The organism is Gemmatimonas aurantiaca T-27, from assembly GCF_000010305.1.
Lineage (GTDB): Bacteria > Gemmatimonadota > Gemmatimonadetes > Gemmatimonadales > Gemmatimonadaceae > Gemmatimonas > Gemmatimonas aurantiaca.
In genome coordinates, this window is the sequence record NC_012489.1 from 4,499,236 (window position 1) to 4,526,206 (window position 26,971).

A 26,971-nucleotide genomic window follows, 5' to 3' on the forward strand; every position below is an offset into this window, starting at 1 on the left:
ATTACCGCTCGGCCATCTCCGCCTGCTTCTGCACGATTGCCCCAACGAAGCGCAGGGCGTCCAACTGCGTGAACACGGCCCCTTCGCGTCCGTCGCCGACCTCGAAGATCTTCATGCCGATGCCGTCGATATCAAAGCGCAGGCGGCTATCGGCGTATTTCACATTCTGAATGTGCGTAGCGGGCACGCTCACCACGCTGTTGGGCAGGAAGACGTGCACCGAGTCGCCCACGACCTCGAGGCCCACGGTGCCATCCATGCTCATGATCTGAACATCCTGGGGGCCCAAGATCCGGGCTGAAGCCACCCGCTTGGCAGCGGCTTCGGCAGAGCGGGTCTGTTCGTCCTTGCAAGCGACGGCAAGCAGCAGGGCCAGGCAGAGGCCCGAGGTCAGGTGAGTTCGGCGCATGGGAGGAACGTGGTGCGTGAGCCGCTCACCGGCCAGTGGTGTCCGTCCCGTTCGACCGACATTTTCTCCGTATGAGACGGCGGGCGTTTCTGCTGGCGGGACTGGGCACGGGTGGCGCGCTTTTCCTCGGGTGGACATTGCTCCCCCCAAGACAGCGGCTGCAGGGCCGGCATGCGCCCGAAGTCCCCGCTGGCAGTGGCATCGTAGCGCTCAATGGCTGGCTCACGATCGCCCCCGACGATACGGTCACCATCGTGGCGCCCAAAGCGGAGATGGGTCAGGGCATTCACACGGCGCTGGCCATGCTGGTGGCCGAAGAACTCGACTGCGACTGGCAGCAGGTGCGGGTGACTCACAGTCCGATCGATCGCATCTATGGCAATGTCGCCGCACTGGTCGATGGCCTGCCCATCCATCCGGATCAACTGGACGCGCCGCTCGTGCGCGGCGTGCGGTGGCTCACCGCCAAAGTCGCTCGCGAGATTGGGGTGATGATGACCGGTGGTTCGTCGAGTGTGCGCGACTGCTGGATGGTGGCCCGCCAGGCCGGCGCCACCGCGCGCGAGGCATTGCTCTCGGCGGCGGCCGAGCAGACGGGTGTCCCGATTGCGGAATGTCGCACGGAACGTGGTGTGGTGGTGTGTGGCACGCAGCGCCTGCGGTACGGGTCCCTGATTTCGGCAGCGGTGCGTCAGCGCCCTTCCCGGGTGGTGCTCAAGACACCTTCGCAATTCACACGCATCGGCGTGTCCACGCCGCGTCTCGATGCGCGCGACAAGGTGCAGGGTGCGCCGCTGTACGGTATCGACGTCGCGCTGCCGGACATGCTGTATGCGGCGGTGGCCATGCCACCGGTGTTGGGCAGTCGACCGCTGCACTTCAACCAACAAGCCGCGATGGCCCGTCCGGGAGTGCGCGCGGTGGTGGCACTCGAAGGCACGCGTTATGGTGACCCGCCAGGCGTCGCGATCGTTGCCGAATCGTGGTGGCAGGCGCGCCAGGCATTGCCAGCGTTGGCCATCGAATGGAGCCCCAGTCCGCATGCGGCCCTCTCCAGCGACGGTATCATGTCGACGCTGCGGGAGCGCGCGATGCGTGGCGACGCGTTTGCCTTTCGCCGCAGTGGTGATGCCGAGGCGCTCGTGAACGCCCCCGGTGCGCGCGTGATGGAATCGCTGTACGAAGCGCCGTATCTGGCGCATGCGGCCATGGAGCCCATCAACGCCACCGCTCGAATCTCCCGCGACCAGGCGGAGATCTGGGTGGGCACGCAGGTACCGGGATTTGTGCGTGATGCGGTGGCGCATGTCACGGCGATCGATCCCTCGCGCATCACCGTGCACCAGTATCAACTGGGCGGTGCGTTCGGGCGGCGCCTCGAAGCCGACTACGCCGCACAAGTGGCAATGATTGCCAGAGCGATCCCCGGTGTGCCGGTGCAGGTGATCTGGACACGCGAAGACGACATGCGGGCCGATTTTTATCGACCGGCGGCGGTCACACGCTTCCGGGCAGCCCTGTCACCCACGGGCAACGTGCGTGCCATCGTCGTACAGTCGGCCAGTCAGGCGCCGTTCAAAGCACTGAGCCAGCGCGTGGGCTTTGTTCCCACCATGCGGGGGCCCGACCGCACCATGGCCGAGGGAACATGGGATCAGCCCTACGAATTCCCTGCTGTGCGGGCGGCCCATGCGGAGGTTTCGCTACCGGTGCCGGTGGGTTCGTGGCGCAGTGTGGGTCACTCACATCAGGCGTTTTTTCTCGAGTCGTTCATCGATGAACTGGCGCAGCAGGCCGGACAGGATCCACTGGCGTATCGACTCGCGTTGCTGGCCCGTCATCCCCGAGCGGCCACGGTATTGCGACGCGCCACCGATGCCGCCGGATGGAACACACCCATCGCACGTGGAGACGATGGGTTGCTGCGTGCCCGCGGACTCGCGCTGCACTGGTCGTTTGGCAGCTATGTGGCGCAGGTGGCGGACGTGTCGATCGACGGCGCGCAACAACTCCGTGTGCATCGCGTCGTGAGTGCCATCGATTGTGGCCTGATCGTGAACCCGGCCGGCGTGACACAGCAGGTGGAGAGCGCGATCATTTATGGACTCTCGGCCGCGCTGCACGGCGAAATCACGATCGAAAACGGTCGTGTGCGACAGGGCAATTTCCACGAATACCGTCCATTGCGTATCGACGAATGCCCGGTGATCGAAACGCATCTCATCGCGAGTTCGGAACCGCCCAGTGGTGCCGGCGAGGTGGCCCTGCCACCGGTGGCGCCGGCGGTGGGTAACGCCATCGCCGTGTTGATTGGTCGACGACTTCGGCAACTGCCGCTGCGTTTGACGTCGCGCGCGGTGCGGGGTGGTGCCGGCACATGAGTCAGGGCGCCCCGATCCTGTTGCTGGTGAACGGCCGTGAACACGCAGTGGCCATGAGCGAGGACACTCCGTTGCTGTGGGCGCTGCGTGAATCGATGCAGCTCATGGGCACCAAGTTCGGCTGCGGCATGGCGCTGTGTGGTGCCTGCACGGTGCATGTGGACGGCGCGCCGACGCGGGCCTGCGTGACACCCATCGGTACGCTCGCGGGTCGATCCATCACCACGATCGAGGGGCTGCAGGGCGCCGTGGTCGAAGTCGTACGCGCCGCCTGGGTCAACGCCGATGTGCCACAGTGTGGCTACTGTCAGTCGGGACAGGTCATGGCCACGACGGCGCTACTGCTGCAACATCCCATGCCCACCGACGCCGATATCGATGCAGCCCTGATAGGCAATATCTGTCGGTGTGGTACGTACCCACGCATTCGCGCCGCCATTCACGCTGCGGCACAACAGTTGCTCACCGCGTCGCCTGCGATGCCCACGTCCGATTCGTCGTCTGCTCCAACGCCTCCACCTCCATCGTCCTCGCCATGAGCCATACGCCGCTGTTTTTGTTGCGATCCTTGTCGGGAGCTTTCGTGCGCACGTTGATGGCAGGCACGATGCTCGCGGCCATGCCGCTGCTCGACAGTAGTGCTCTGCGCGCGCAGGCCGCCGCACCGATCATCGGGCGCTGGGATCTCACCGTGCAGGGCGCCAACGGCCCGTATCCGTCTTGGCTGGAAGTGAGTCAGTCGGGCGTTCGTACGCTGGTGGGCCGGTTCGTGGGATCGGGAGGCAGCGCACGCCCGATCGCGAAGGTGGAGTTTGTGAACAACACCATGCGGTTTGCGATTCCGCCACAGTGGGACGCAGAATCGAACGACCTGCGCGTGGAAGGCGCGTTTGCCGATGACCGGCTCACGGGCACGCTCACGACGCCGCGCGGTGATGTGCATCGCTTCGTAGCCGTGCGCGCCCCCCTCCTGCGTCGCACTTCGGCGCCGGTATGGGCTGCCCCCATCGTGCTGTTCAACGGCAAGACCATGGACGCCTGGGCGCCGCTCGCTGGCACCAGTCAGTGGTCTGTCGTGGATGGCGTGCTCACCAACCGGCGCTCGGGCGCCAACCTCGCCACCAAGCAGCATTTCACCGACTTCAAGCTGCATCTCGAGTTCCGCTACCCGAAGGGCGGCAACAGCGGCGTATACCTGCGCGGCCGCTATGAAGTCCAGGTGGAGGACAACGGCGATCTCGAACCCTCACCAGTGCATCTGGGTGGGATCTACGGTTTCCTGACCGCGAATGAGAACGTGTCCAAGGGGCCCGGCGTCTGGCAGACGTACGACATCACCCTCATTGGGCGCCGGGTGACGGTGGTGCTCAACGGCAAGACCGTCATTGCCGATCAGACCATTCCCGGCATCACCGGTGGTGCGCTCGACAGCAATGAAGGCGCACCGGGGCCGATCTACCTGCAGGGCGATCACACGGCCGTGGAATACCGCAACATCGTGATCACGCCCGCGAAAACGCCGTAACAAGACGTGATGGCGAAAGCCACGCCAAAGGTGTCAGGGCCCGCGCGGCACCTTTGGTGGACCACCGGCCGTCACGATCGCCTCACGTGCGCTGCGTCGGCCGAAAATCACGCCATGGACGCGGCGTGTGAAAAACACCAGCAGCAGGATCACGGCGACCAGCGTCAGGATCGGCAGGAAAATCGCCAACGCACTCGTCACCACCGCGCTGATCAGCTCCAGGGTGGACACCACCGGATTGCCCACCCCACCGGTGAGCGTGGTGCTTTTGAAGCGCGTGAACACGGTGGCGCCCTGCGTCATACCGGCCGCGCCGGCGGCGAGCACCACGGCACTCCACTTGATGAGCGGCGGCAAGTCTACCACCACCGATGCGGCGGCCAGCATGCCGGCCAGCATCGCAGCCGGCGTGGCCACGATATCGAGCAACTGATCGAGCCACGGCACCGCGTACGCGCCCACCTCCAGCACCGTGGCCGTACCGAGCGCGGCCAATGCTGGTGTGCTGGCCAGCCACTCGAAGCCCGGCGACAGTGGCAGCAGGCCGGTCTTCGCGGCCACCGCGGCGGCCAGCAGCGGGACAAACACGCGGAACCCGGCGGCGGCGGCGAGGCCAAGGCCCACCGCCACGCCCAGAAGAGCCTCTGCGGAAACCGGCAGCGCCATGATCATGCATGAGAGATAGTGCCTTCCCGTTCCCGGCGCGAATCCGACCGGCTACCCTAACCCCATGCGGATCTTCAGTTGGCTGTTCCTTGCAACACTCTCGCTGGTGCTCCTGGTCCAGCTCACCGTGCTCGGTGCGCCGCTGCGCGGACCTGAAGCGCCGGCGGGCATCATCAGTTTTGAACTGGCGTTCGCCACCGAACGAGCCGACGCCATCGTGCACGCCTGGCGCAACGCCGGGGTGTTGGAGACCGCACGCGTCAGTCTCGGGCTCGACGTGGTCTTCCTGCTCGTGTATCCGCCCTTCCTGGCACTGAGCGTCGGGCTCCTCCGGACCGTCGAGCAGCGCCACGCCGCCTCATCATTCGGCGATCTGGGGCGCCCCCTCATGTGGCTCGTGTTGTGCTGCGCGCCACTCGACGGTCTGGAGAACTACCTGTTGTGGCAGACGCTGGCGCAGGGGCCCACCCCAACGCGCGCCCTGCTTGCCGGAACGGCCGCAACGATCAAGTTCCTGTTGGTGGCAACGGCGGGCCTGTGGTGCCTGATCGCCGTCGCCCGGTTCGCCCGTCGGCTTTCGCGACGGGCGACCCGTTGATCGTATGAGGCCACGAGTTCCCTGTTGGTTGGCTCTTCACCCTGACGCACCCGGTCATGGCCACTGCTCCCGGCTTTAGCGGCATTCTGCTGCGCGCACTTGCAGCACTCGTTCTGGTTTTCGCGACCTACAACCCCGAGGGGTACTCGTACTTCCACTGGGCTCTCGCGCCGCTGATCTCCGGAGTGCAGACGGCCGGTCCTGCGTCCGTGAAGTTCCTGGTTGGTCTCGCCCTGCTGGCCGGGTGGGCCATCTTCCTCAATGCCACCCGCCGCTCCATCGGCCTCGGCGGCGCGGTCATCGTGCTCGCCATCTCGGGCGCACTGGTATGGCTGCTGCTCGACTTCGGCATCGTGAGCGCATCGTCCGGACGTGGCCTCACGCACGTGGTGTTGTTCTGCACCGCGCTGCTGCTGGCGGTGGGCATGAGCTGGTCGCATCTCTCGCGCCGGCTCAGTGGTCAGGTCGACATGGACCCGACCGACTGACGCGCATCACCACGTGTGCATGACGAAGGGGCTCCCATTGCGGGGGCCCCTTCGTCGTTCATGTCTGTATCACGATCGCGGGCGGACTTATTTGCCCAGGCCGATCGCGAGACCCGCACGAATGACCAGGTTCTGACCGGTGCCGCTGCTTCCGTCCACGGTGGTGTTCCCCATGCCGGGCACATTCACTTCCACATCACCGAAGCGAATCATGCCGAACGTGGCGCCGAGGTCGAGGTTCACACGCGGGGACATGCGGAACAGCAGTCCACCTCCGGCGTTGACCTGACTGCCGCTCGCCTTGGCCTGCACGTCCACCGTTTCGCGGCCATCGGACAGTGTGAAATCGATAGACTGGCGCAGATAGGCAAAACGCGCCGAGATGTATGGCGCGACCACCGTGCTGCCGACGTCGATCACCCGGCGCGGCTCGAAGAAGACACCGGTCAACTTCACCTGCTGTCCTTCAAAGCCCGGTCCATCGAGATCGTGGGTGGAGAGCTGCCCGCCGACACCAAAGGACCAAACGCTGGGCGTGTAGCGCAACTGCGCTTCACCACCCACACCGGGCTTGAGCCCTTCGTACGCGTCACCGTACGCGCCGACATACAGCCCCGACGCCTGAATGGACACACGCTGCGCCGACTGCGCGGCCAGGGGACCCGCGAGTGGGGAAACCACCATGCCACAGTACACGGCGGCGGCCAGCAGGGAGCAACGACGAACTGCAGACATGGACCGATCCTCGGGTTCTGGAGAGTCGGGAGAGCGCCACGCCACCATGACCGTGGATCTCCCTTCTATCAGCACACGCGCAGACCGGCCGCCAAATGGCTCATCGCCGGGAAATGCCAAGTGCCTGATGCGGGCATGAGCCGTTTTTTGCGGCGATTGCGCGTGAGGAAATGAGCGATGCCACGGGACCTGCCTCCACACGGCCCACATGCGCTCCACTTCCCGGTGCCGCCCGCACCGCCTCTCATGGAGATCCCAAGCAATGGAACGCGTCGTCCTCCGCCACCTCAAAGGATCGAAGGCCAGTCAGCTCGAGGAATTCCCGCTGGAGCAGTTTGGTGAACTCACCATCGGCCGCGATCCGAGCGCCGGCATCCGGTTCGATCCGGACAAGGACGATCTCGTCGGCCGCCAGCATGCCCGTATTGTCCGGGATCTCAAAGATCCGTATCGCTTCACGCTCACCGATCTCAATAGCCGCAACGGCACATTCCTCAACAAGCTGCGTGTGGTGGGCGATCGCCCGCTGCAGCCAGGTGATGTGATCCAACTGGGCGCTGGTGGGCCGGAGTTGCAGTTCGATATCGATCCGTTGCCGGCGATGTACGTGAAAGCCACGCGCCTCGATGGCCCGGTGGCCAGCGTGGCGGAGACGCGCATCGGTGGATCGGGTGCGGCGCCCAGCATGGCCGGCGGTTCGGGCAATGCACCGGGTGCGCCGAACGGCATCGGCAAAGCCACCGTGGAGCGCATGATCGGCGAGACCCGTAACCAGGGCCGTCGCAACATGTTTGCGGTGCTCGGCGTGGCGGCCGCACTCATTCTGGGTGTGGTGGGCTTCAATCAGATCCAGGCGGCGCGTACCGACGAGCGCGCGGACGCGGATCGCGCGCGTCTCGACAGCCTCGGCAAAGCGCAGGGCCGTGCTGGCGAATTGTCGAAGCAGATGCAACCGGCCGAGATCGCGGCCGCGCACAGTGGCGCGGTGGTGCAGGTCGATTTCAGTTGGAAGCTCACGCATCGTGGTTCGGGCGGACAGGTCTATCACCGGCTCGTGCCCAACGTCATCAAGATGCGAGACGGCTCACGCCGCCCCATCGTGGACAACGGCCGGCAGATGGTGCCCGCCTACGTGCAGGTGCAGAGTGGCGTGGAACCGGCGCTCACCCTCGATGCCAATTCGGGCGAACCGATCGGCGTGAGTTCGCGCGGATCCGGCTTCGTCGTCACGTCCAACGGGTTCATCATCACCAACCGTCACGTGGCCTACAACTGGCAGACGTGGTATCGCTTCGATGCCAACGATGTCGGCCCGATCATCGATTCGCGCACCGGTCTGCCGATGATGGACGAAGGCGGCAATGCGGTCGTGACCCGTCCGCCGGGACAGTGGATCCCCTCGGAAACCAAGCAGGCTGGCCCCAAGGGCGACATCGGCGATTTCCAGGCGCGTGTGGAATACCTGTATGTGCGTTTCCCGAAGGATCCCACACCGTTCGAAGCCAGCAATGTGCGCCCCTCGCAGCGCCATGACGTGGCCCTGATCAAGGTGGACGCACCGCAGTCACTGTCCTACGTGACGATGGAAGACACCTACGATGCCACGCGTCAGGGTGATGCCGTCACCGTGATGGGTTATCCGGGAGTCTCGGAAGAAGTCATCACCGTCATCAAGTCACGCGACATGTTCAACCGCGAGGCACAGCAGCGCATCCTCCCCGACCCGACACTGTCGACGGGCAACATCGGCAAGATCCTGCGTGCGGCCGATGCGGAAGTGCGTGACGGGTTCATGACGTACGCACCGAGCGGTGACACCTACCAGCTCACCATCAACTCCACCGGCGGCGGCAACAGCGGTGGTCCGATGTTCGATGCGTTTGGTCGGGTGATCGGCATCTACTTCGCCGGCAAGACGACGGACGCGCAGGTCTCCTTCTCGATCCCGATCCGCTACGCGATGGAGCTGCTCAAGATCGGCGATCCGACCGCGTCGCGCTGAACTTCCGGCTGACCTTCCTGATTTTCGACGACACGCATTCAGCCCATGTCTCCTGCTCTCATCCGACGTTCGACGATCGGACCGTACCGGGTCATCGACTTTGTCGGGGCAGGTGGCATGGGCGCGGTGTATCGCGTGATGCATCGCGACACGGGGCGCGTGGCGGCGGCGAAGGTACTCAATGCCGATGCCGTTGGCAGCACCGGGCTTGAACGGTTCCGCAATGAAGCGCGCATCCACCAGACGTTGGTGCATCCGAATGTTGCCCGGATGTTCGAGTATCTCGAGGTGGATGGCCTGCCCTGTCTCATCATGGAGTATGTCGACGGGGAATCGCTCGACGAACGCCTGCACCGCGAAGGGGCGCTTCCAGTAACCGAAGCGGTGCGCATTTTCTCGGCGCTGGCCGAGGGCGTGGCGTATGTGCACAAGAGCGGCGTCGTGCACCGCGACCTCAAGACCAACAATGTGCGCATCGCCGAAGACGGCACGGTGAAGCTGCTCGACTTTGGCATTGCCACCAGTTCCGGCGGACCACGGCTCACCAGCACCGGCAATGTGGTGGGCACGTTGCAGTCGCTGGCACCGGAGCAGCTCACCACCGGACGTGCCGAACCCCGTTCGGATATCTGGGCACTGGGCATCGTGTTTTATGAATTGCTCACCGGAGCCGTGCCATTTTCCGCGAATGCGCCGGGCCTGCTGGGTGAGCGCATTCTCAAAGGGATCTACACAGCACCGTCGGCGTTACGCTCGGCAATCCCACGCGACGTCGATCGGATTGTAGCGCGCTGTCTGCGTGTGCGTGCCGACGATCGGTATCCCGATGTGAAGGCGCTGCTGGACGATGTGCGCCGGTTGTCGATCGGGAGCCCGGCCGGTATGGGCCTCGGGGCAGCGCGTCTGGCACCGGCCTGGAATCTCATCTCCGAGCCGTCGTTGCTGTTCGGCAAGAGTGGTGAGGTCGCGCGACGCGCCTCCCGGGAATGGCGGCTTGTGCTGGCTGCCGTGTCGGCCATCGCGATGCTGTTGTTTCTGCTCGTGACGCTGCAACCGTCGCCTGCGGTCGACGACACCGACGTGTCAGATACCACACAGGCGGCGTCTGGGCGCAACGACGGGCGAAATGGCCCGACGCGGGCGCTGCTTCACGTCACCATCCGCGTTCTCGAAGGTGAAGCGGCGGTGTTTCGTGATGATGTGCAAGTCGGCGTCACGCCCTACCGACTGGAAGCGCCACTGGGCACCGAAGTTTCGCTCGAATTGCGCCGCGCAGGCTGCGACAACACGCCACTGCGCCTTCGCATCACGGAAGGGCTCGATGCGGTGATGGAAAGCATGCGCCGCTGTCGGCCACCCTGACGTTTGTCATGCGACATCGTCGCGGTCTTTTCTCTTCTGGTCAACGTTCGCTGACTCTCTGCTGAACTTCTTGCTGAGCGCTGTCATGTCGTTACTGCAAACTGTCGTCGGCTGGTTCTCCGGCACATCGTCTGCCGCGGGTGCGCGTGCACACGCGGCCTCGTCCGGCTCCGCAGGTCACGCGCTGCGGGACACCAACGAGCAGCGTCGGACCGTCGCGGCCGCCGCACCCTGGCAACTCGAGACAGGAACGGCCACCGATCCCGGTTGTGTGCGCGAGCTCAATGAGGACACCCTGTTGTTGCAGGTGCCCGGATCGCCCGATGCGATGCGTCGCCACGGGGTATTGGCTGTGGTGTGTGACGGCATGGGTGGTCATGAAGCAGGTGAAGTGGCCAGCGCACTCGCCCGCGATACCATTGCTGCTGCGCTTCGTGCCGACGACGCGCAACTGCCCGATGCACTCGTGCACGCCATTCAGGCAGCGAATGGTGCCATCTTCGATGCCGGGCGCAAACAGTCGGCGCTCCGGGGTATGGGCACTACCTGCTGCGCGCTGGTGTTGCGCGACGGGGCGGCGTGGTGTGCGCACGTCGGTGATTCGCGTTGTTACCTGCTGCGTGATGGCGATTTGTTGCTCATGACCGAAGATCATTCCGCCGTCATGGACATGGTACGCCGTGGCATCCTGTCGCTCGAAGAGGCGCGCCATCACCCCGACAAGAATGTCATCTCCCGTGCGCTCGGCAGCCATGCTGCGATCGAGGTGAGCAGTTGGAATCACCCGTTTGTGGTGCAGCCGGACGATGTGTTTCTGCTGTGCTCTGATGGTCTCTATGACCTCGTGAGTGATGAGGACATTCGTACCGTCATGATGCATGGCACCCCGCATGCGCAGGTCGCCTGTGACCGGCTCATTGCCCTGGCACGGGAGCGTGGTGGACTCGACAACATCTCGGTGGTGATGCTGCACCTGCGTGCCGCCGACCGACCGGCTGCCTCACCTGGCGCGACACGTACCATCGAGATCATGCGATGATCGGGCGCGTGGTGGGGAACTACCGCATCGTCGATCGCCTCGGTGACGGGGGCATGGGCACCGTGTACCGCGCGGTCGATCGCATGCTCGATCGCGAAGTGGCCATCAAGGTGCTGCGCGCCGACCTCGCACGGAAAGACTCGCTGGTGGAGCGCTTCCGGCAGGAGGCCCGTGCTCTGGCACGTCTCAGTCATCCGCGCATTGCCACCTTGCACGGACTGGAGCAGCACGAGGACGAGCTGCTCATGATCATGGAGTTCGTGCGTGGGGATACCCTGGAAGCCATCGTGGAGCGCTCAGGGCGCATCACCTGGCCACGTGCCTGTGAGCTGTGTATCGCGGTGCTGGATGCTCTCGATCATGCCCACGACATGGGCGTGGTGCATCGGGACATCAAACCGGCCAACGTGATGCTGGCGCACAATGGCGCCGTGAAAGTGATGGACTTCGGTATCGCCCGCATGCTGGGTCGTAGCCGGCAGACGCAGGTGGGCCACTCGGTGGGTACCCCGATGTACATGGCGCCAGAGCAGTTGCGGGGCCACGAGGTGGACGCGCGCACGGACATTTACGCGGTCGGCGCGGTGCTCTTCGAGCTCATCACCGGACGCATGGCGTTCGATGCCGACTCGGACTACGCGTTGATGATGAAAAAGCTCAATGATCCGCCGCCACCAGCCAGCCAGTTCGTGCCGGACGTGCCGAGCATTGTCGATGCGATCGTGTTTCGGGCGATGGCCAACGAGCCTGCCCATCGATTCCCGAATGCCATGGCGTTTTCGCAGGAGCTCACGCGAGCGCTCGAAGCGGCGCCATCGAGTGCGCGAGGCAGTGCGGCCAAACGCTCCACACCAGCTCCCGAGACCCGACTGGCCGTGGACGCACCGAACGACGCGGTGCTCGATGAGGCGCCGACGACTCGTGATCCGCGTGAGGTGCGCGAGCCGGTCGCAACCCGGCTCGCGGCACCCAAGGCCACCGTGGCACAGGGTGGAGATATCGCCGAGACCCGCGTGGTGGCAGAAACCAACGAGCACGCACGCCCCTCGGCGATGCTGTCTGGAAAGTTCGATAGTGGTGCCCCGATTGCAGGAAGTCGGTGGAGTGACTGGCGTGTGTATGCATCAGCCGGCGCACTGTTTGCGGCCGTGGCGGTTGGTATGCGTCTGACCCGCACCGATCCGGTGACGCCGGTGAAGCCTGGTGCGGACACCACCACCGCGATCATGCCAGCGGGACCCGTTTCACCCGCGCCGCCGAGCGCTGGCGAAGATCTCGCCTCACTGCGTGTACCACCTTCGTCAGCGCCGGTGGTGCCACCCGTGTCGAACCCCGCACCGCAACCTGCACCCAGGCCGACCCCACCCCCGTCGGCAGACAAGCGCCGTGAACGTGATGCGACGCCTCCAACGCGGGACCGTGGAGCGAGCGGCGGTGCGGAGCGCCCCACGCCACCTCGCAATGAGGTGCCACGAGAAGCACCGGATGTCCCCGTGGTGAGTGTCACGCCAACGCCGGCACCGTCATCGCCCGCCGAGAGTGCCGCGGCAGCACGTGAATCGATTCGTGCGGCGCTGGGCAACGCGTTGGGGGAACTCGCACAGCCTTCAGGCGCGGAATCGTTGCTGCAGGGCGGCGTGAAGAACGACTGGGTGGCGCTCGCGCGTGAAGGCCGAGTGTCGGCCAGTGCTCCACAAGGTCTCGATATCTCCCTGCAAGGCACACAGGCCACGGCCACATTTTCTTCGGACGTCAATGTGCGATCGCCCTTCGGAGCCAATCGCCGACGTGCGGCGCAGTTCACCGCCGAGTTGCATCGCGATGGAACGCGGTGGCGCGTGACCAGTGTACGCCCCACCGGATCGCTGTCACTCAAGTAGAGAACACATTTCGGCGCATCAAGACCAGCACCAGGATCAACAGCAACACAAAGCGCGACCGTGAATGTCCACGGTCGCGCTTTGTGTTGTCGAATCCCGATGTTGTCTTCGAGCCTGCGAGATGCGGCGCGCTGCCGTGGTTTGCAGCGCGCCGCGGACGGTACTACTTGCCGCGCACCGCCGGTGTGGTTGCTGCCTTGGCGGCCGGCTTCGCCTTCGTTGCCGGTGCCACCACCGGCGCAGCAGGCGCCTTGGCCATCACCGCGCTGGTGCTCCGCGCGCTCTTGTCGACATCCCGCACGGCGGCAGGCTTTGCCCGCACTGCCGCCGACTTCTGCTTGGGGTGCTTCTGCACATGAGATCCCACCGCGTTCACCGACGCCACGCCACTGACAGGCGCCGCACCGACGGGAGGCTGCACGAGGGCCAGGGCAAGAGCAAGTGTCGTGTAGAACATCAGCGATTTCCTCCGGGTCCGACGACCCAGGTTGGTGTGCGGGCGATGCTGTCCACCGCCACGGCCAATTGACGAATGATCGGTGGCGCGCCGGTGCATCCCGTATCGAGACGCACGGTGCGCGTGTGTGTGCCATCACGGAACGACAGGAAGATGCTCGGGCCATCGGTCATGAATTGACCGCAGCCCGGCGCCTCGTGCACGTACAGACTGTCCTTGATGTTCGAGAATTCGGTCTGAAAGCGACGCGTGAGGGCCGCCACATCGTTGGCCGGCACCGCGCCCTTGTGAATACCCAGGCTTTGTGTGTGCTGCCGACCATCGAAGTGCACCGAACCGTCCGCGAACAGTGCCACCGCATACACGGGGCACCGTCCGTAACACGGACCGCGCTCGAGCATCAGCACCGCCGGCGCGGTGGACGTGGCCTGCGGCGACGTCGATGCATCTGCGGGTTGCGCCGTGGCCGTCTCCCCCGCCGGCTGCTGTTCAGCAGCCGGCGTACGGCACGCCGTGGTGAGACTCGCCGAAGCGAGACACGCCAGCGTGAGGGACACTCGAACCACGCGCGTCATGGCCATCGAGGCATTGCGCAAGCGACTCATCGACGGAGGGCCCCGGTGGTGGCATCAATGACCAGCCGCGCGCTCTTGGTGCCGTCGGATACGTGCAGGTCGAGGCGTTCGATTGCACCGAACTGCGAGAGATCGAGTGTGCCGGTGCGCCCAAGGGCGATCACTTCACCGGTCGTGCGATCCCGGACCATCACCGCCGGGGACACCGCGGGCGACCAGGTGAGTTCTGTTCTGCCGCCACTACGCCGCAGTTGGGCCATGGCATTCACCGGTATCGCGGTCGTGGCACCGGCATTCGCCGCCATGGCCAGTGCACTCGTGCGCACGGCACTCCGGGCGGAGCCGAAGGCCCCGGTCGCTTCACGCACCGACAGGCGCACCAGCTTCTGCTGCGTGGCTTCACTCATCGGCACGGCCACCACAAACGCTTCCTGTTCACTGCGCGCATCGTCCACACGATACGGCGAGAAGCGCCACGTGAACACCGGACGGTTGTTCGCATCGAAACCCTCGATGACATGCGTGCCACGCGCATCGGCCGTTGCCGGCGACGCGGTCACCGAGAAGGCCGGGTCGAGCGTGATCCCATCGGCCGCAATGCCGCCCGACACCAGCAACGCTCGCGTCGGCGCCAGCAGGTTCCCCACACCGTTCGGGTTGGCCTGACGGAAGTCCATCACCTTGCGGTAGTTGTGCGCGCTCACCCACTGGTTCGGGCAGTACGTCATGATGTCGTTCACCACCGGTCCCTTGATGGCATTGCCGCCGAAGGTATCCATGCCGTACACACCAATGCGGCCATCGGAGAACGGGTAGTTCGGGTCAGGGCCGGCTGCACCACCACACGGTGCATGACGCAGGCCCATCGTGTGCCCCAACTCGTGTGCGAACGTCAGGCGGCTTTCCGCGGGACCGAAATCTGAGCCTTCGTCGATGCCGATCGCGGTGCGTGCGGGAATGCCGTTGGCGAGACCCAGGACACCGCTCGTGCCACGCGTGCGGATCAGACCGTAGTAGTAGTGCGCACCACCTTCTGCCTGCCGCACGATCTCCACGTCACGTACGAGGCGAATCCAGTCGTCGAAGTTCTGCGAGCCGATCGTGTAGTCGATCACCAGTGCCGTGCGCACCGTCGCGTTGATCACTTCGAGCGGCCACACCGAGCGGAAGATGTTGAACAGCGAACTGCTGGCCACACCCACCGCGCCGCTCCGCCCCTGCTGCACCGGGATGAGCTTCATCGTCATCGGCGGCACCGAGATCACGTTGAGCGGCATCGGGCCGACCACGGGATACACGTTGTCCGTTTCGTTCGATTCGCCCACCAAGTTGTTCGGATCCACATCGGCCAACAATGACACGCCGGCCCGGATCATGGAGCCCGAAATCGAGAAGTCGGCCGAGCAGCAGCTCTCATCGAGCGTCGAGGTCGGCGTCGCCGTGGCATTGAACGTGGCAATGGTCGCGTTCCCTTCGATGACCCGGAGTCGCACCTGCGCCGTGCCCAGTCCGGTACGGCTGCTGCGGACAAACACTCGTGCCACTGCCTGCCGATTGGCGACCAGCGGAATGCGGCCGTCGGCCTGCTGCACCGACTGTACCACGTACATGCCCGACACGTCGAGATTCACGCTGCCGTCGGTGGCCGCCACGGTCACGGCAATCGTTCCCGAACGACGGGGATCTGCCTGCGAGATCGCCGAGATGGTGGTGGTACCCGGCGTGAGCGCACGGACCACACCATCCGTGGACACGGTCGCCACATTGGTGTTGCTACTCTGCCAGATCACCGCCGTGTTGGCCGACCCGGTGACCGTCGTGCGAGCCGACTGCGTCTGGCCAGGCACGAGCGACATGACGGACGGCGTCACGCTCACGTTCACGGTGGAATTCGGCGCGACCGTCGCGCTGATCTGGTAGGCGCCTGTCTCCCCTGTGTTGTACGTGGTGGTGTTGATGATGTAGTTGCCGGCCGGCAGCGTCGCGAGAATGCGCGCATTGGTCGTCGTGCTCGAGGCATCGTCATTCTCGGCCACCACCGCACCGGTCGCGCCGTTCTGCAGAATGAGGTACGCGTCGACCACCGTGCTGGTCATCTCGATCTGCACCGACGTGGTGGTGGTGAGTGTCAACCCCGTCCGATGCATGTACCGCGCAGGGCCACCACCATCCGAGAGGGCACAATCGGTGGTGCTCAGCGTGTTGATGGTCGACTGCCCCAGGGTGATGGTGCGGTTCACACCACACGGGTCGACGGCCTGCACCAGCGAAATACGATAGGGACCCGTCTGGCCCGGATAGCCGGTGGCCAGCACGGTGTAGCGGCCAGGCGCGAGGGCGACTTCGAGATAGGCATCGGTGCCCGTGCCGCTGTCGTCGTCCTGTGCCACCACATTTTCATTCTGGTCGAGCACCACCGCCACGGCATCAAACGCCGTGCTGGCCACTTCCACACGATAAAGACCACGTGTGGCCACGGTGATGTCGTACCGATCCTGATAGCTGCCATCGTTCATGCGACACGCCGACGTGGCGAGAGTCGCCGCGAGCGTGGTCGGAAACGTCGTCGTCCGTCCGGTGGTGCATGGGACGGGTGCGTTGCGCAGCGTCAGTTGGTAGGCGCCGTACGTGCGCGGGTCGAACACATTGGCGATGATCTCGTACCGACCGGCCGGCAGCGTGCGCATGATGCGCGCATTGCGACCCGTGTCGCCGTCATCGTCTTCCACGATGATGTTGAGTGCCGAGTCGACGAGGAAGAGATAGGAATCCAGCACCGTGCTGGACATCAGGATCTCCACCTTCGTACGGGTCGTCAGCGTGAACGCATAACGCTGCAGGGCCGTGCTGTCACTCAGCACACAGTCGTTGGCCGTGAAGGTGCCGGCGACGGTCTGCCCCATCGGAAGCGCGCGGACCACGTTGCACGGGTCGGGCGCGACCGTAATGGCCGCCGATCCGGTGATCCCTTCGCTGGTCGCGCTGATGGTGGCCGTGCCGGGTGCCACCGCAGCCACGAGGCCGGTAGCGGTCACGCTCGCAATCGTCGGCGCCGAGGAGCTCCACGTCACGGCGCGGCCGGCCAGCGTGGCGCCCGCCGCGTTGCGCGGAGCCGCGCTGAGTTGCACGGGCGTGCGGCCCATGGTCACCGTGGCGGTGGTGGGCGTGATCCCCACCGTCGCCACCGTCGATCGCACCACCACGGCTGCACTGCCGCTCACCGAACCCACCGTGGCCGAAACCGACGTCACGCCATCGGTCACGCCGGTCACCACCCCCGTGGCCGACACAGTCGCCACGGCCGGGTTGGAGCTGCTCCACACTACCGACCGTCCGGTGATCGCCGTGCCATCGGCTTCACGGGCGGTCGCCGTCAAACCGGTCGACTGAGCTGGCTGCACAGTGACCGAGGCCGGCGAGACATCCACAGACGACACGACACGGGGGGCGGCCGCTTCACCACCTCCACATGCCGTCATGAGGGCAACAACGGCCGCCAGCGAGGCGGCGCGCCACGCTCTCGCGACCGTGGATTTTCTGGTGGCGATCATGAACCGACCTCTATGGTTCGGTAGTGAACGGTTTGGACGGTGACCCGCCCCGGACTCGTGGGTCGCCCCCGGCTGCTGCGCCGGCCGACGTATGGCATGCATTCCGTGCTCCTCTGGTAACAGGTTCCCGCATTTCACGCGTAGAAGTGCGCGCTGATGGCTCATTTCGCAAAGAAGCGAACGTTTTTCCTGGTCATCCCGCCACGAGCATGGCCGATGCGAGCGCCGTGGAGGCGGTTCGCTGCCTGGCTGCGGCTACGACGGCATTGCAAGCCACCTGAGGGTGGTCGGCCGTTGGCCGCTGCGCCAGCACGTCCAGCCCCTCTCCGGCGACGGCGCGAGTGCACAGCAGGAAGCGGTCGTCAGCATCTACCATGAAAGGCTGTGCCCACGTCACCGCCACGGCACGAGACAGCGGCTGCGTCACGGTGTCGCCCGAGAGCCGGTAACGATCTCGCCCGCGAAGCAGGTAAAGCGGCGCGCTGCCGACAAACGCACCACTGGCCATGCCCTGGTGCACCAGCAGGACCGCGCCGCTCACCGTCACGCCCCGCATGAATCGCTGACGTCGCGCGGTGCCACGCACCGCATCACACCCGGCCTCCAGCGCTCGCACCAGCCAACCAGCACGGAGCGGTCCATCGCGTTCGAAGTAACCGGCCACCGTTTCGAGCATCAGGCGAGAGGCCAGGCTCGCGCCGGGTGCGCCGCGGCATTCCACCACCATGGCCAACACCCCCCGGGCGCCCAGCGCTTCCGGAGTGACGGGTCTGATGACACGCGCCTGTGCCTCATGTTGGGGGTCGGCACCTGCGTCCACGCACACGCCGGCCCGCACCCGCGCGTCCACGCTGTCCCACGCGATCGACTCCATACCTCTACACGCGCAATTCACGCCGCAATTGGCTCATGGCCCGGCGACGCGGCGATCCTTCAGGCGCGAGCCCGCCAGCGTTGTGCCTCGGCCGATCGCCCCATGGTCTCGTACAGTTCGGCCAGTCGGGTCGCCACCCGCTTGGTGACGTTGGCGTCCGCCCCACGGGCTTCCACCAGGCGGTCGTAGGCGCCCAGCAGCAGCCGCTCCGCTTCGCCATGACGGCCCCAGCGACCGAGGTGATAGCCATACACGGCCTCGGCGTTGGCAATGGCCCAGTGTTCCGGCGGCATGAACTTCCGGCGCTGTGCGAGAGCGGCCAGCAGAAACGTGTCCGCCGCAGCGAACTGTCGCAGGGAATCGAGCGCCAGCCCAAGGGCCTGCAACGCCGAGCCGGTGGTCGCGTCGGCTTCGGGCATGCCTTTGCCCACCTGTGCCACCACGGTGCGTGCGGCGGTGATCGTGCCGGGCATGTCATTCGCGGCATATCGCAACTGCGCGAGCATCGAGGTGGATCGCAATGTCTCGTAGTGATTCGGCCCTGCCGCACCGCGCAACACCTGAATGGACTTGTGAATGAGCGTATCCGCACGCGCCTGCTGGCCCATCTCGTCCACCAGCGATGCATAGGCACGCAGCAGATTTCCCATGTTGAACGACCCCGGGCCGTGCACACGCGACTCCACGTCCATCGCTTCCACCAGCAACGATTCGGCTTTGGCGTACTCTCCCTTGTAGGTGTACGACACTGCCACGTTGTTGAGAGTGTAGGGCAGCGCCGCGAGGCTGTTGGAGTCGTCCTTGATGGTGCGGCGCAAGGTGATCGCTTCGAGCTTCACGGCAAGCGCATCGTCGAGACGTCCCTGCTGCTCGATGGTGCGCGCCAGATTGTCGAGCCCTGTCGCCAGCTCGGTGGCGTTGTACTGCCCACGCGGCATGCGCTGTTGGCGACCCACCAGATCACGCGCCAGCGACTCCGCCTGCACGAATTCGCCGCGCGCCTCGGCCAGGGCCACCACGTACGACAGACTCATCGACGTGCGCTGATCGAGATCCCCGTACTCCTTGCGCCGGAGATCCCAGGCACGACGGGCATGTGTTTCGGCAGAATCGTAGAGGCTCAACCCGTAGTAGGTCTGGCCCAGGGTATGCCGGATCTGCGCCTCCACCTCGGGTTCGAGCTTCGCCTCCTCGATCCCTTTGGCCGCCTGCGACAGCACCTGCGCCACCGTCACGTCGCGTCCACCCAGTTCGGGATCGACGGCGCTCAGCATGTTGGAGAGGAAGCTGTTCACTTGCTCCATCTTGCTGCGTTCCAGTTCCGCACGACGCGCCTGCTGCGACGTGGCCACGATGCCACCCACCAACGATGCGCCGATCAGGCCCAGCGCGGTGACTTCCAGTCGGCGGCGACGCACGAACTTGCCCACGCGATAGGTGAGCGTGTCACGCTGCGCCGACACCGGCAACCCATCGAGAAACCGCTGCAGGTCGCGCGAGAACTGTTCCACCGATCCATAACGGCGCTCGGGTTCCTTGCGCAGCGCTTGCAGAATGATCGCGTCGAGATCACCGGACAGATCGCGCCGTAAACGCAGCGTGCGCATGCCAAACGATTCGGCGATCGCATCGGTGACCTGCTGCGATGGCACCGCCGGCGGTGTCTGAACGATCAGCGTCTGCAATTCGGCGAACAGCAGACCCTGCACCTGATACGGCCGTGCGCCCGACAGCAGCTCCGCCGCGATCACACCCAGCGAGTAGATGTCACTCGATGCGGCGACCGGCATACCACGCACCTGTTCAGGGCTCGCGTACTCCGGTGTGAAGGCCAGAGCGCCACCCTGGGTGGCCGGCAATTGCTCGAGTCCTTCGGCGTCGCGGGTGAGACGCGCAATACCAAAATCGAGCAGCTTCACACTGCCATCTGCCGTGACGAGGATATTGCCCGGCTTGAGATCGCGGTGCACCACAAAATTCTGGTGTGCGTGCTGCACGGCCGCACACACCTGCCGCAGCAACGCGATGCGTGCGCGCAGGTCGAGGCGCTGCGCGTTGGCGTAGGCCGTGAGCGATTCCCCCTCGACGTACTCCATGACGATGTACGGCTGACCGTCGTCCGTCATGCCGCCATCCATGAGCGCCGCAATGTTGCGGTGGTTCAGGTTGGCGAGAATCTGTCGTTCATAGCGGAAACGACGGATGGCCAGGTCCCCTTCGCCGCCCCGTCGCAGGAACTTGAGTGCCACGCGCTTGCGGAACTGATCGTCGACCCGCACGCCTTCGTACACGGCGCCCATGCCACCCATGCCGATCAGACGGGTGATCTCGTATACCCCGATGCGCCCGCCGACCGCATGACGCTCACCCTGGTGCGGCCCACGCGGCACGCCCAACCCGTCGGCCATGGCACCGGCCACCGCCGCACCGGCCCGGTGATCCCACGTGTCACCGCTGCGCGCGATCGCCGCCAGCAGCTCCTGGACTTCCTGCTTGAGGGTGGGATCGTCCGGGCACGCCGACACGAGGTACGCCTCGCGCTCCTCCTCCGGCAGCTCCACGGCCGCATCGAAGAGCACCCGCAGACGATGCAGGCGCGTGGGAGTAAGCGGTGGTTCGCTCATGAACGCTCCAGTTCCCGCTGCAGGAACGCGCGCGCGAAGGTCCAGTCGCGCTTCACCGTGGCGGCCGAGATGCCGATCACGGCGGCGGTCTGCTCGATATCCAGTCCACTGAAGTAGCGGAGCTCCACCACGCGCGCCTGCCGGGGATCGAGTGCCGCCAGCCGGTTCAGGGCATCATCGAGGGCGATCAGATCGATGGATCGCTGCGGGCTTTCTGCCACCGATTCGTCGAGCGTCACCCGTTCACCGCCCTCACGCTTCCCGGCACGGGCCTTCCGTGCATGATCCACGAGGACCCGTCGCATGGCCTGCGCGGCGATCCCGAAGAAGTGGGAACGGTTTTGCCAGGACGTTTCGCGCTGCCCCATCAGACGCAGATAGGCGTCGTTCACCAGCGCGGTCGGCTGCAGCGTGTGGTCCGGTCGTTCGCGCCGCATGAAATGCTCGGCCAGCTCGTGCAGTTCCCGATACACGACGCGCATGAGCTGATCTGCCGCCCCGTCGGCTCCGTTCTGCAGCTCGGCCAGGAGGCGGGTGACGTCGTGTGGCGTCGCCGAAGGGTCGGAGGTCATGGGCGCGCCTTCACTGCGCGGTCTAGTGTGAACGCCGATGTGAACGACAGTGCGAACGTCGGGGGCGGCCTTCGTGTGCGAACACCGAGCTGTCCCGCTGGGCAATTGTAGCGCACCCGGCTGTGAAGCGCAGCCGGTCTGCGCTAGCTTCCCCGCATGAGTACCGAAGCCGTGACGCAGTCCCCCGAGGGAGCGCCGAACGGACGTTTGCATGGCCGTCCCGCGCAATCCTCACCAGGCCACCGCAAACAACTGCGAGCGCTGGTGCGGGAGGGGTGCGAGAATCGGCCGGGTGTGTACCGCATGATCGGGCCCACCGGCGGCGTGATCTACGTCGGCCAGTCGCGGGTGTTGCGCACGCGCCTGCTCTCCTACTTCCGCGCCAAGGGACGACGGAACAAGGCGGCGCGTATCCTGCGCCACGCGTTTCAGATCGAGTGGGAATACACCAACACCGAGTTCGGCGCCCTGCTGCGTGAGCTGCGGCTCATCAAACAGTATCGGCCGCACTTCAACTCGATGATGGTGCTCGACGATTGGCCACGCGCCTACGTGGCGCTCACCGGTGGCAACGTGCCCGGGCTGCGTGTAGTGGCACGTTCCGACGACCCGGCCGCCGTTGCGCTGTTCGGGCCATTCCGTCGTGTGCAGCAGTTACGTGAAGCGGTGCGTGCGTTGGCCGAGACGATGTCGTTGCGGGATTGCACGCTGGAAGAGGGGAGTCTGCGCACGCCGCGCCGCACCTCGCGCGCGGCAACCCTGTGGTTTGCCGGAGATCCTGACGCCCCAACCGGAAAGGTCGTCGCGTCGGGCCGCTCACGGGCACCGGGTTGCCTGCGTCACGACCTGGGCACCTGCGCTGGCCCGTGCATCGGCGCCGGCGACGCGGTGGACTACCGTGCAGCAGCCGCCGATGTTCGTGCGTTCTTCGAAGGTCGTGGCGATGTCCCCGTGCGCCGGCTTGAAGCCGCCATGCAACACGCCGCCGATGAACTGGCCTTTGAGCGGGCGCGCGTGCTGCGTGATCGCCTCATTCTCGTGCGCTGGTTGTTCGAACGCCTGCAGCATTTTCATGCCAACGTCGATCGTCTCACGTTCCGCTATCACGCCGTCGGACATGCCGATCACGAATGGGTCTATCTCATTCGGCGCGGCACCGTGCGCGCCGAACTGCGTGCGCCACAGACCGAGACGGAACACGAGGCGTTCCGGGCTCTTGTCGCGCGCATCTACGACGGGCCGGATCTGTCGGGTGCGGATATCCCCACGCACGATCTCGACGAATTTTTCCTCGTGGCGAGCTGGTTTCGCCGGCGGCCGGTCGAGAAACAGCGCACACGGTCGGCGCATGACTAATCAGTGGCGACAAACACAAAACGACGTGCCCGATGTGACTCGGACACGCCGCTTTGTGGCCACTGCTCGCTTGCTTCGGGTCCCGCCCCTGGGTTGGCGTCGCAGTGGTACGGCGGGAAGTGTACGGACGGGTACCTTTCATGCCGATTAACAGGATTGTGTGTGTTTTACCGGGGCCGTCTTCCCCCTTCCGACCAGTGCTCACCCCTCCCCATGCGCCTGCTCGTCGTTGAAGATGACCCGAAACTGGCCCGTCTCATTGCGCGCGGGCTGCGCGAAGAGTCGTACGCCGTAGACACCTGCGAGCTGGGCAAGGACGCCATCGCGCAGGCGGCGGTGAACAGCTACGATGCGATCGTGCTCGACGTGATGTTGCCCGATATCAATGGCTTCACCGTCGTGCAGACGCTGCGCACGCGCGATATCCGTACACCGGTGCTGATGCTCACCTCGCGCGACGCGGTGGCGGATCGCATCGTCGGGCTCGACAGCGGCGCCGACGACTATCTCGTCAAGCCGTTCGACTTCGGTGAGCTGCTCGCGCGCTTGCGGGCCCTGTTGCGTCGACCGGAATCCTTGCAGGCCATGCAGGTGCGCGTTGCCGATCTGGAAATCGACCTGCAGTCGCACGCGGTATCCCGTGGTGGCACCCCCATCTCGCTCACGGCCAAGGAGTACGCGCTGCTGGAGTTGCTCGCACGCAACGTGGGCCGTGTGCTTTCGCGCAGTGACATCGTGTCGCACGTATGGGATGACAATCACGATCCGTTCACCAATGCGGTGGAGGTGTACGTCAATCGCCTGCGCGGCAAGATCGATCGGGATGGTCATGCACCGCTCATCCACACACGGCGCGGCGCGGGGTACATCCTCACCGACATTCCGCCGGCCTGACGGCACATGAAGCCCGTTCGCATTTCCATTCTGCTGCGCCTCACGCTCTGGAATGCCAGCGTGCTCGCGCTGGTGCTCACTGTGTTTGTGGTGGGTGGGTGGTTCACGCTCACGCAGGTGGTGCAGGAACGCGCGATCACGGCGGTGAGCGAATCCGCGCAGGTCGTGGCCGGCGCCGTGCGCGCAGAACGTCGTGCCATTGCGGCACGCGGCGAAGTGGAAGAGGAGCGTGGTGCCACCGAGCAAGCGGTGTTGCGGGAACTGCGCGTGGGCAATCTCGACATCTTCATCACCGATGAAGCGGCGCAGATGATGGCAGCGCGGCAACCGCGTCTCCCCTCGGACGCCGCTTCCGACGGCGAAGAGGAGCATCGCGTGACATTGCCGCAGCCCGTGCTGATGCTGCTCGACGCCATGCGTGCGGGACACGACGAAGACATGGCCCGCACCCTCGGCACCGAATCAGGCGTCGCCGTGCGGCAGGTGATTCTGGCGGATGGCCCGGCGCGGGTGGCCATGATGCGCGTGGTGCCCGAGGAACACGACTCTCCGGAAGAGCCCACGCTGCTCGTGACTGCGCTGATGTCGGAGGCGGGTGACCGGTTGCTGCTGCGTCAGGTGCGCAACACCCTCATCCTCGCCATTCCGGCCGCACTCCTGGCGTCGATCCTGGCCGGCTTCGCAATCGCCCGACGCAGCCTCGCGCCACTCGAGGCCATCAATGTGCGGACGGCCTCCATTACGACAGCCAATCTCGACGACCGATTGCCGGTGGTGAATCCACACGATGAACTCGGTCGTCTGGCGCAGATCATCAATGGTCTGCTGGGGCGAGTCGATCTCGCATTCCGTACCCAACGACAGTTCGTGGCCGATGCCTCGCACGAACTGCGCACCCCCATCGCCATCATTCGCGGTGAAGCCGACGTGACCTTGCGGCGCACCGCGCGCACGGAAGCGGAATACCGCGAAGCACTGTCCGTGATTCAGGGTGAGTCCATTCGGCTCACCCGCATCGTGGAAGACTTGTTCCTGCTGGCCCGTGTCGACGCCGGTGGCCCCATTGCCACCCGCGACGCCGTGGAACTGCCGGAGCTCGCCGTGGACGCCGTACGCAGCGTGCGTTCGCTGGCACTCTCCCAGGAAGTCACCGTCACCTGCGAAATCGAACATGCCGCCGGCAGTGCCATCACCAGTGGCGACGCCAGTCTACTCCGCCGCTTGCTCATCAACCTGCTGGACAACGCCATCAAACACACACCACGCGGCAGTACGGTGCGTGTCGTGGTGGACCGCGATGCCAACGACTTGATCCTGCGTGTGAGCGACGAAGGCCCCGGGGTACCGGAGACCATTCGCGCCCATGTCTTCGAGCGTTTTGTACATGGTCCGAAGGTGACGGAATCCTCCGCCAGCACCGGCGCGGGCCTGGGCCTCGCCATTGCCCAGGCCATCGCGCAGGTACACGGTGGTCAGATTACCCTGGCCGCGTCGCCCGCCGTCGGTGCCACGTTCGAGGTGCGTCTGCCCTCGCCCTCACCCACTGGTGACATCGCGTAACTGCGCCCGCCGCGCGAGCGCCATGAGCTGCCAGTAGAGCGCGCGCATCTCCTGTTCCGGCAGCCCGGCGTCGCGCGCCCGGGCTGCCGCCCGTGTCACCACCGACGCCTCCCGCGCCGGATCGAGCACTGGCTGCCCAGTACGCTGCTTGATCTCGCCGATGGCGCGCGCCAGCGACAACCGGCGCACCAGCGCCGTCAGGATTTCATCGTCCACGCCATCGATGTCCAAGCGGAGCTGCTGCAATTGCTGCAGCTCCTCATGCGTCGGTTGATTTGCGCCGGGGGACGTATGCATCACGCCACCACCGGCTCGGTCCACGGACACCCGCGGCCCACCGCCTGCGCAACCGCCTGCACCTGCTGCATCATGCTCGCAAACGCCGACGGTTCGAGTGACTGCTCACCGTCGCTCTTGGCCGTGGCCGGCGTGGGATGCACTTCCACAATGAGGCCATCGGCGCCTGCCGCAATCGCCGCCATGGCGAGCGGCGCCACCAGCGAGGCACGCCCACCAGCGTGACTCGGGTCGACAATCACCGGCAGGTGTGACTCGCGCTTGAGTACGGGGATGGCCGCGATGTCCATCGTGTTGCGGGTGGCGGTTTCGTACGTGCGGATGCCACGCTCACACAGGATCACATCCCCGTTCCCCTGCGCCATGATGTACTCGGCGGCCATCAGCAGCTCGGTGATGGTGCCCGACAAGCCACGCTTGAGCAGCACCGGACGCTGCACTTTGCCGACCTCGGTGAGCAACGTGAAGTTCTGCATGTTGCGCGCACCGATCTGCAACACGTCCGCGTACGAGGCCACCAGCTCCACCTGACGGGGGTCCATCACTTCGGTGACGATGGGCATGCCTGTTTCCGCGCGCACATCGGCCATGATCTTGAGCCCCGCTTCCCCCATGCCCTGGAAAGCGTACGGCGACGAGCGTGGCTTGAATGCCCCGCCGCGCAGCAGCCGGGCACCGGCACGCTGCACATGATGCGCCGTCTCATGCATCATCGCTTCGCCTTCCACCGAACACGGACCGGCGATGACCACGATATCGCGACCGCCAATGACCGTGTCGGCCGGATCGCCAAAGCGGATAGCCGTATCACCCACCGAGAACTCGCGGGATGCGAGCTTGTAGGGCTTGAGGACGGGCAATACCCGTTCGACGCCTTCGAGCTGCGTCAGGCCGTGTTCACTGAGGCGGCCTTCATCGCCGATACAACCAACGATGGTGCGATGTTCGCCGCGTGAGACATGGGTGCGCAGCCCAGCGGTCTCGACATGTTCGATGATGCGGTCGAGGGCGTCGGCGGATATGGTAGCGGTGGTGACGATGATCATCGGGGTCTCGTGGTGTGGAGTGGATCACTCCGTGGTTCACTGCCACGAGGTCGTGTTCGCCAGGCCCGGAAACAACAAAG

The 26,971-nt window shown here is 65.4% G+C and carries 23 protein-coding genes; 12 read left to right on the forward strand and 11 right to left on the reverse strand.

Going from position 1 to position 26,971, the window contains the following annotated elements; all coding sequences use genetic code 11:
- Position 1 precedes the first annotated feature (1 nt).
- Positions 2–409, reverse strand: coding sequence for a hypothetical protein (locus GAU_RS19495; protein ID WP_041265740.1), 408 nt, complete (start codon positions 407–409; stop codon positions 2–4).
- A 71-nt stretch (positions 410–480) separates the two neighbouring features.
- On the opposite strand from GAU_RS19495, the gene GAU_RS19500 reads away from it, so the two are divergent.
- Genes GAU_RS19500 through GAU_RS19510 form a run of 3 tightly spaced genes read left to right on the forward strand, consistent with a single transcriptional unit; the run spans position 481 to position 4,315 of the window.
- Positions 481–2,790 (forward strand): xanthine dehydrogenase family protein molybdopterin-binding subunit, encoded by a 2,310-nt coding sequence (locus GAU_RS19500; RefSeq protein ID WP_041265741.1) that lies wholly within the window; start codon positions 481–483, stop codon positions 2,788–2,790.
- Positions 2,787–3,329, forward strand: coding sequence for a (2Fe-2S)-binding protein (locus GAU_RS19505; RefSeq protein ID WP_015895634.1), 543 nt, complete (start codon positions 2,787–2,789; stop codon positions 3,327–3,329). Before GAU_RS19500 ends, GAU_RS19505 begins: the two co-directional genes overlap by 4 nt.
- Complete coding sequence (locus GAU_RS19510; RefSeq protein ID WP_015895635.1) at positions 3,326–4,315, forward strand: 3-keto-disaccharide hydrolase; 990 nt, start codon at positions 3,326–3,328, stop codon at positions 4,313–4,315. Before GAU_RS19505 ends, GAU_RS19510 begins: the two co-directional genes overlap by 4 nt.
- 33 nt (positions 4,316–4,348) lie before the next feature.
- On the opposite strand, the gene GAU_RS19515 is transcribed toward GAU_RS19510, so the two are convergent.
- Complete coding sequence (locus GAU_RS19515; RefSeq protein WP_156799153.1) at positions 4,349–4,987, reverse strand: DUF4126 domain-containing protein; 639 nt, start codon at positions 4,985–4,987, stop codon at positions 4,349–4,351.
- Positions 4,988–5,045: 58 nt separating this feature from the next.
- Here GAU_RS19515 and GAU_RS21510 point away from each other — a divergent pair, with 58 nt between their 5' ends.
- Together GAU_RS21510 and GAU_RS19525 are read left to right on the forward strand one after the other, a co-directional pair.
- Positions 5,046–5,579, forward strand: a complete 534-nt coding sequence (locus GAU_RS21510; RefSeq protein ID WP_015895637.1) for a hypothetical protein — start codon at positions 5,046–5,048, stop codon at positions 5,577–5,579.
- A 56-nt stretch (positions 5,580–5,635) separates the two neighbouring features.
- Positions 5,636–6,067 (forward strand): DUF6524 family protein, encoded by a 432-nt coding sequence (locus GAU_RS19525; RefSeq protein ID WP_015895638.1) that lies wholly within the window; start codon positions 5,636–5,638, stop codon positions 6,065–6,067.
- An 87-nt stretch (positions 6,068–6,154) separates the two neighbouring features.
- Here GAU_RS19525 and GAU_RS19530 read toward each other — a convergent pair whose 3' ends face one another.
- Entirely contained in the window at positions 6,155–6,802 is a 648-nt protein-coding gene (locus GAU_RS19530) for a hypothetical protein (RefSeq protein ID WP_015895639.1), read from the reverse strand.
- Positions 6,803–7,064: 262 nt separating this feature from the next.
- On the opposite strand from GAU_RS19530, the gene GAU_RS19535 reads away from it, so the two are divergent.
- From GAU_RS19535 to GAU_RS22865, 4 genes are all read left to right on the forward strand, one after another.
- Complete coding sequence (locus GAU_RS19535) at positions 7,065–8,804, forward strand: trypsin-like peptidase domain-containing protein (protein ID WP_041265742.1); 1,740 nt, start codon at positions 7,065–7,067, stop codon at positions 8,802–8,804.
- Positions 8,805–8,849: 45 nt separating this feature from the next.
- Complete coding sequence (locus tag GAU_RS21515; RefSeq protein WP_015895641.1) at positions 8,850–10,166, forward strand: serine/threonine-protein kinase; 1,317 nt, start codon at positions 8,850–8,852, stop codon at positions 10,164–10,166.
- Positions 10,167–10,251: 85 nt separating this feature from the next.
- Positions 10,252–11,205 carry a Stp1/IreP family PP2C-type Ser/Thr phosphatase gene (locus GAU_RS19545; RefSeq protein ID WP_015895642.1) on the forward strand — a complete coding sequence of 318 codons (954 nt, stop codon included), beginning with the start codon at positions 10,252–10,254 and terminating at the stop codon, positions 11,203–11,205.
- On the forward strand, positions 11,202–13,085 hold the full coding sequence (locus tag GAU_RS22865) for a serine/threonine-protein kinase (protein WP_015895643.1): 1,884 nt from the start codon (positions 11,202–11,204) through the stop codon (positions 13,083–13,085). The genes GAU_RS19545 and GAU_RS22865 overlap by 4 nt, the downstream gene beginning before the upstream one ends.
- A 163-nt stretch (positions 13,086–13,248) precedes the next feature.
- On the opposite strand, the gene GAU_RS19555 is transcribed toward GAU_RS22865, so the two are convergent.
- The 6 genes from GAU_RS19555 to GAU_RS19580 all read right to left on the reverse strand — a co-directional run bounded on the left by GAU_RS19555 (position 13,249) and on the right by GAU_RS19580 (position 21,738).
- The gene (locus GAU_RS19555) at positions 13,249–13,542 is read right to left on the reverse strand and encodes a hypothetical protein (RefSeq protein WP_015895644.1); all 294 of its coding nucleotides are present in this window, start codon (positions 13,540–13,542) and stop codon (positions 13,249–13,251) included.
- Positions 13,542–14,147 (reverse strand): DUF6438 domain-containing protein, encoded by a 606-nt coding sequence (locus GAU_RS19560; RefSeq protein ID WP_015895645.1) that lies wholly within the window; start codon positions 14,145–14,147, stop codon positions 13,542–13,544. Before GAU_RS19560 ends, GAU_RS19555 begins: the two co-directional genes overlap by 1 nt.
- Complete coding sequence (locus GAU_RS19565; protein WP_041265743.1) at positions 14,144–17,668, reverse strand: Ig-like domain-containing protein; 3,525 nt, start codon at positions 17,666–17,668, stop codon at positions 14,144–14,146. Before GAU_RS19565 ends, GAU_RS19560 begins: the two co-directional genes overlap by 4 nt.
- 193 nt (positions 17,669–17,861) lie before the next feature.
- Positions 17,862–18,542 carry a hypothetical protein gene (locus tag GAU_RS19570; RefSeq protein WP_015895647.1) on the reverse strand — a complete coding sequence of 227 codons (681 nt, stop codon included), beginning with the start codon at positions 18,540–18,542 and terminating at the stop codon, positions 17,862–17,864.
- Between the two features lie 59 nt (positions 18,543–18,601).
- On the reverse strand, positions 18,602–21,166 hold the full coding sequence (locus GAU_RS19575) for a serine/threonine-protein kinase (protein ID WP_015895648.1): 2,565 nt from the start codon (positions 21,164–21,166) through the stop codon (positions 18,602–18,604).
- Positions 21,163–21,738, reverse strand: a complete 576-nt coding sequence (locus GAU_RS19580; RefSeq protein WP_015895649.1) for a sigma-70 family RNA polymerase sigma factor — start codon at positions 21,736–21,738, stop codon at positions 21,163–21,165. Before GAU_RS19580 ends, GAU_RS19575 begins: the two co-directional genes overlap by 4 nt.
- Before the next feature lie 156 nt (positions 21,739–21,894).
- Between GAU_RS19580 and GAU_RS19585 the strand changes: the two genes are divergently transcribed.
- The 3 genes from GAU_RS19585 to GAU_RS21525 all read left to right on the forward strand — a co-directional run bounded on the left by GAU_RS19585 (position 21,895) and on the right by GAU_RS21525 (position 25,548).
- The gene (locus GAU_RS19585) at positions 21,895–23,094 is read left to right on the forward strand and encodes a GIY-YIG nuclease family protein (protein ID WP_052574561.1); all 1,200 of its coding nucleotides are present in this window, start codon (positions 21,895–21,897) and stop codon (positions 23,092–23,094) included.
- Positions 23,095–23,307: 213 nt separating this feature from the next.
- Complete coding sequence (locus tag GAU_RS19590; protein WP_015895651.1) at positions 23,308–23,988, forward strand: response regulator; 681 nt, start codon at positions 23,308–23,310, stop codon at positions 23,986–23,988.
- A 6-nt stretch (positions 23,989–23,994) separates the two neighbouring features.
- A complete protein-coding gene (locus GAU_RS21525) occupies positions 23,995–25,548 on the forward strand; it encodes a sensor histidine kinase (RefSeq protein WP_015895652.1) in 1,554 nt (517 codons plus the stop codon).
- Here the strand turns inward: GAU_RS21525 and GAU_RS19600 are convergent.
- Positions 25,525–25,845, reverse strand: coding sequence for a chorismate mutase (locus tag GAU_RS19600; protein WP_015895653.1), 321 nt, complete (start codon positions 25,843–25,845; stop codon positions 25,525–25,527). The two genes, GAU_RS21525 and GAU_RS19600, sit on opposite strands and share 24 nt — an antisense overlap.
- On the reverse strand, positions 25,845–26,891 hold the full coding sequence (aroF, locus tag GAU_RS19605) for a 3-deoxy-7-phosphoheptulonate synthase (RefSeq protein WP_015895654.1): 1,047 nt from the start codon (positions 26,889–26,891) through the stop codon (positions 25,845–25,847). The genes GAU_RS19600 and aroF overlap by 1 nt, the downstream gene beginning before the upstream one ends.
- Positions 26,892–26,971: the final 80 nt, after the last annotated feature.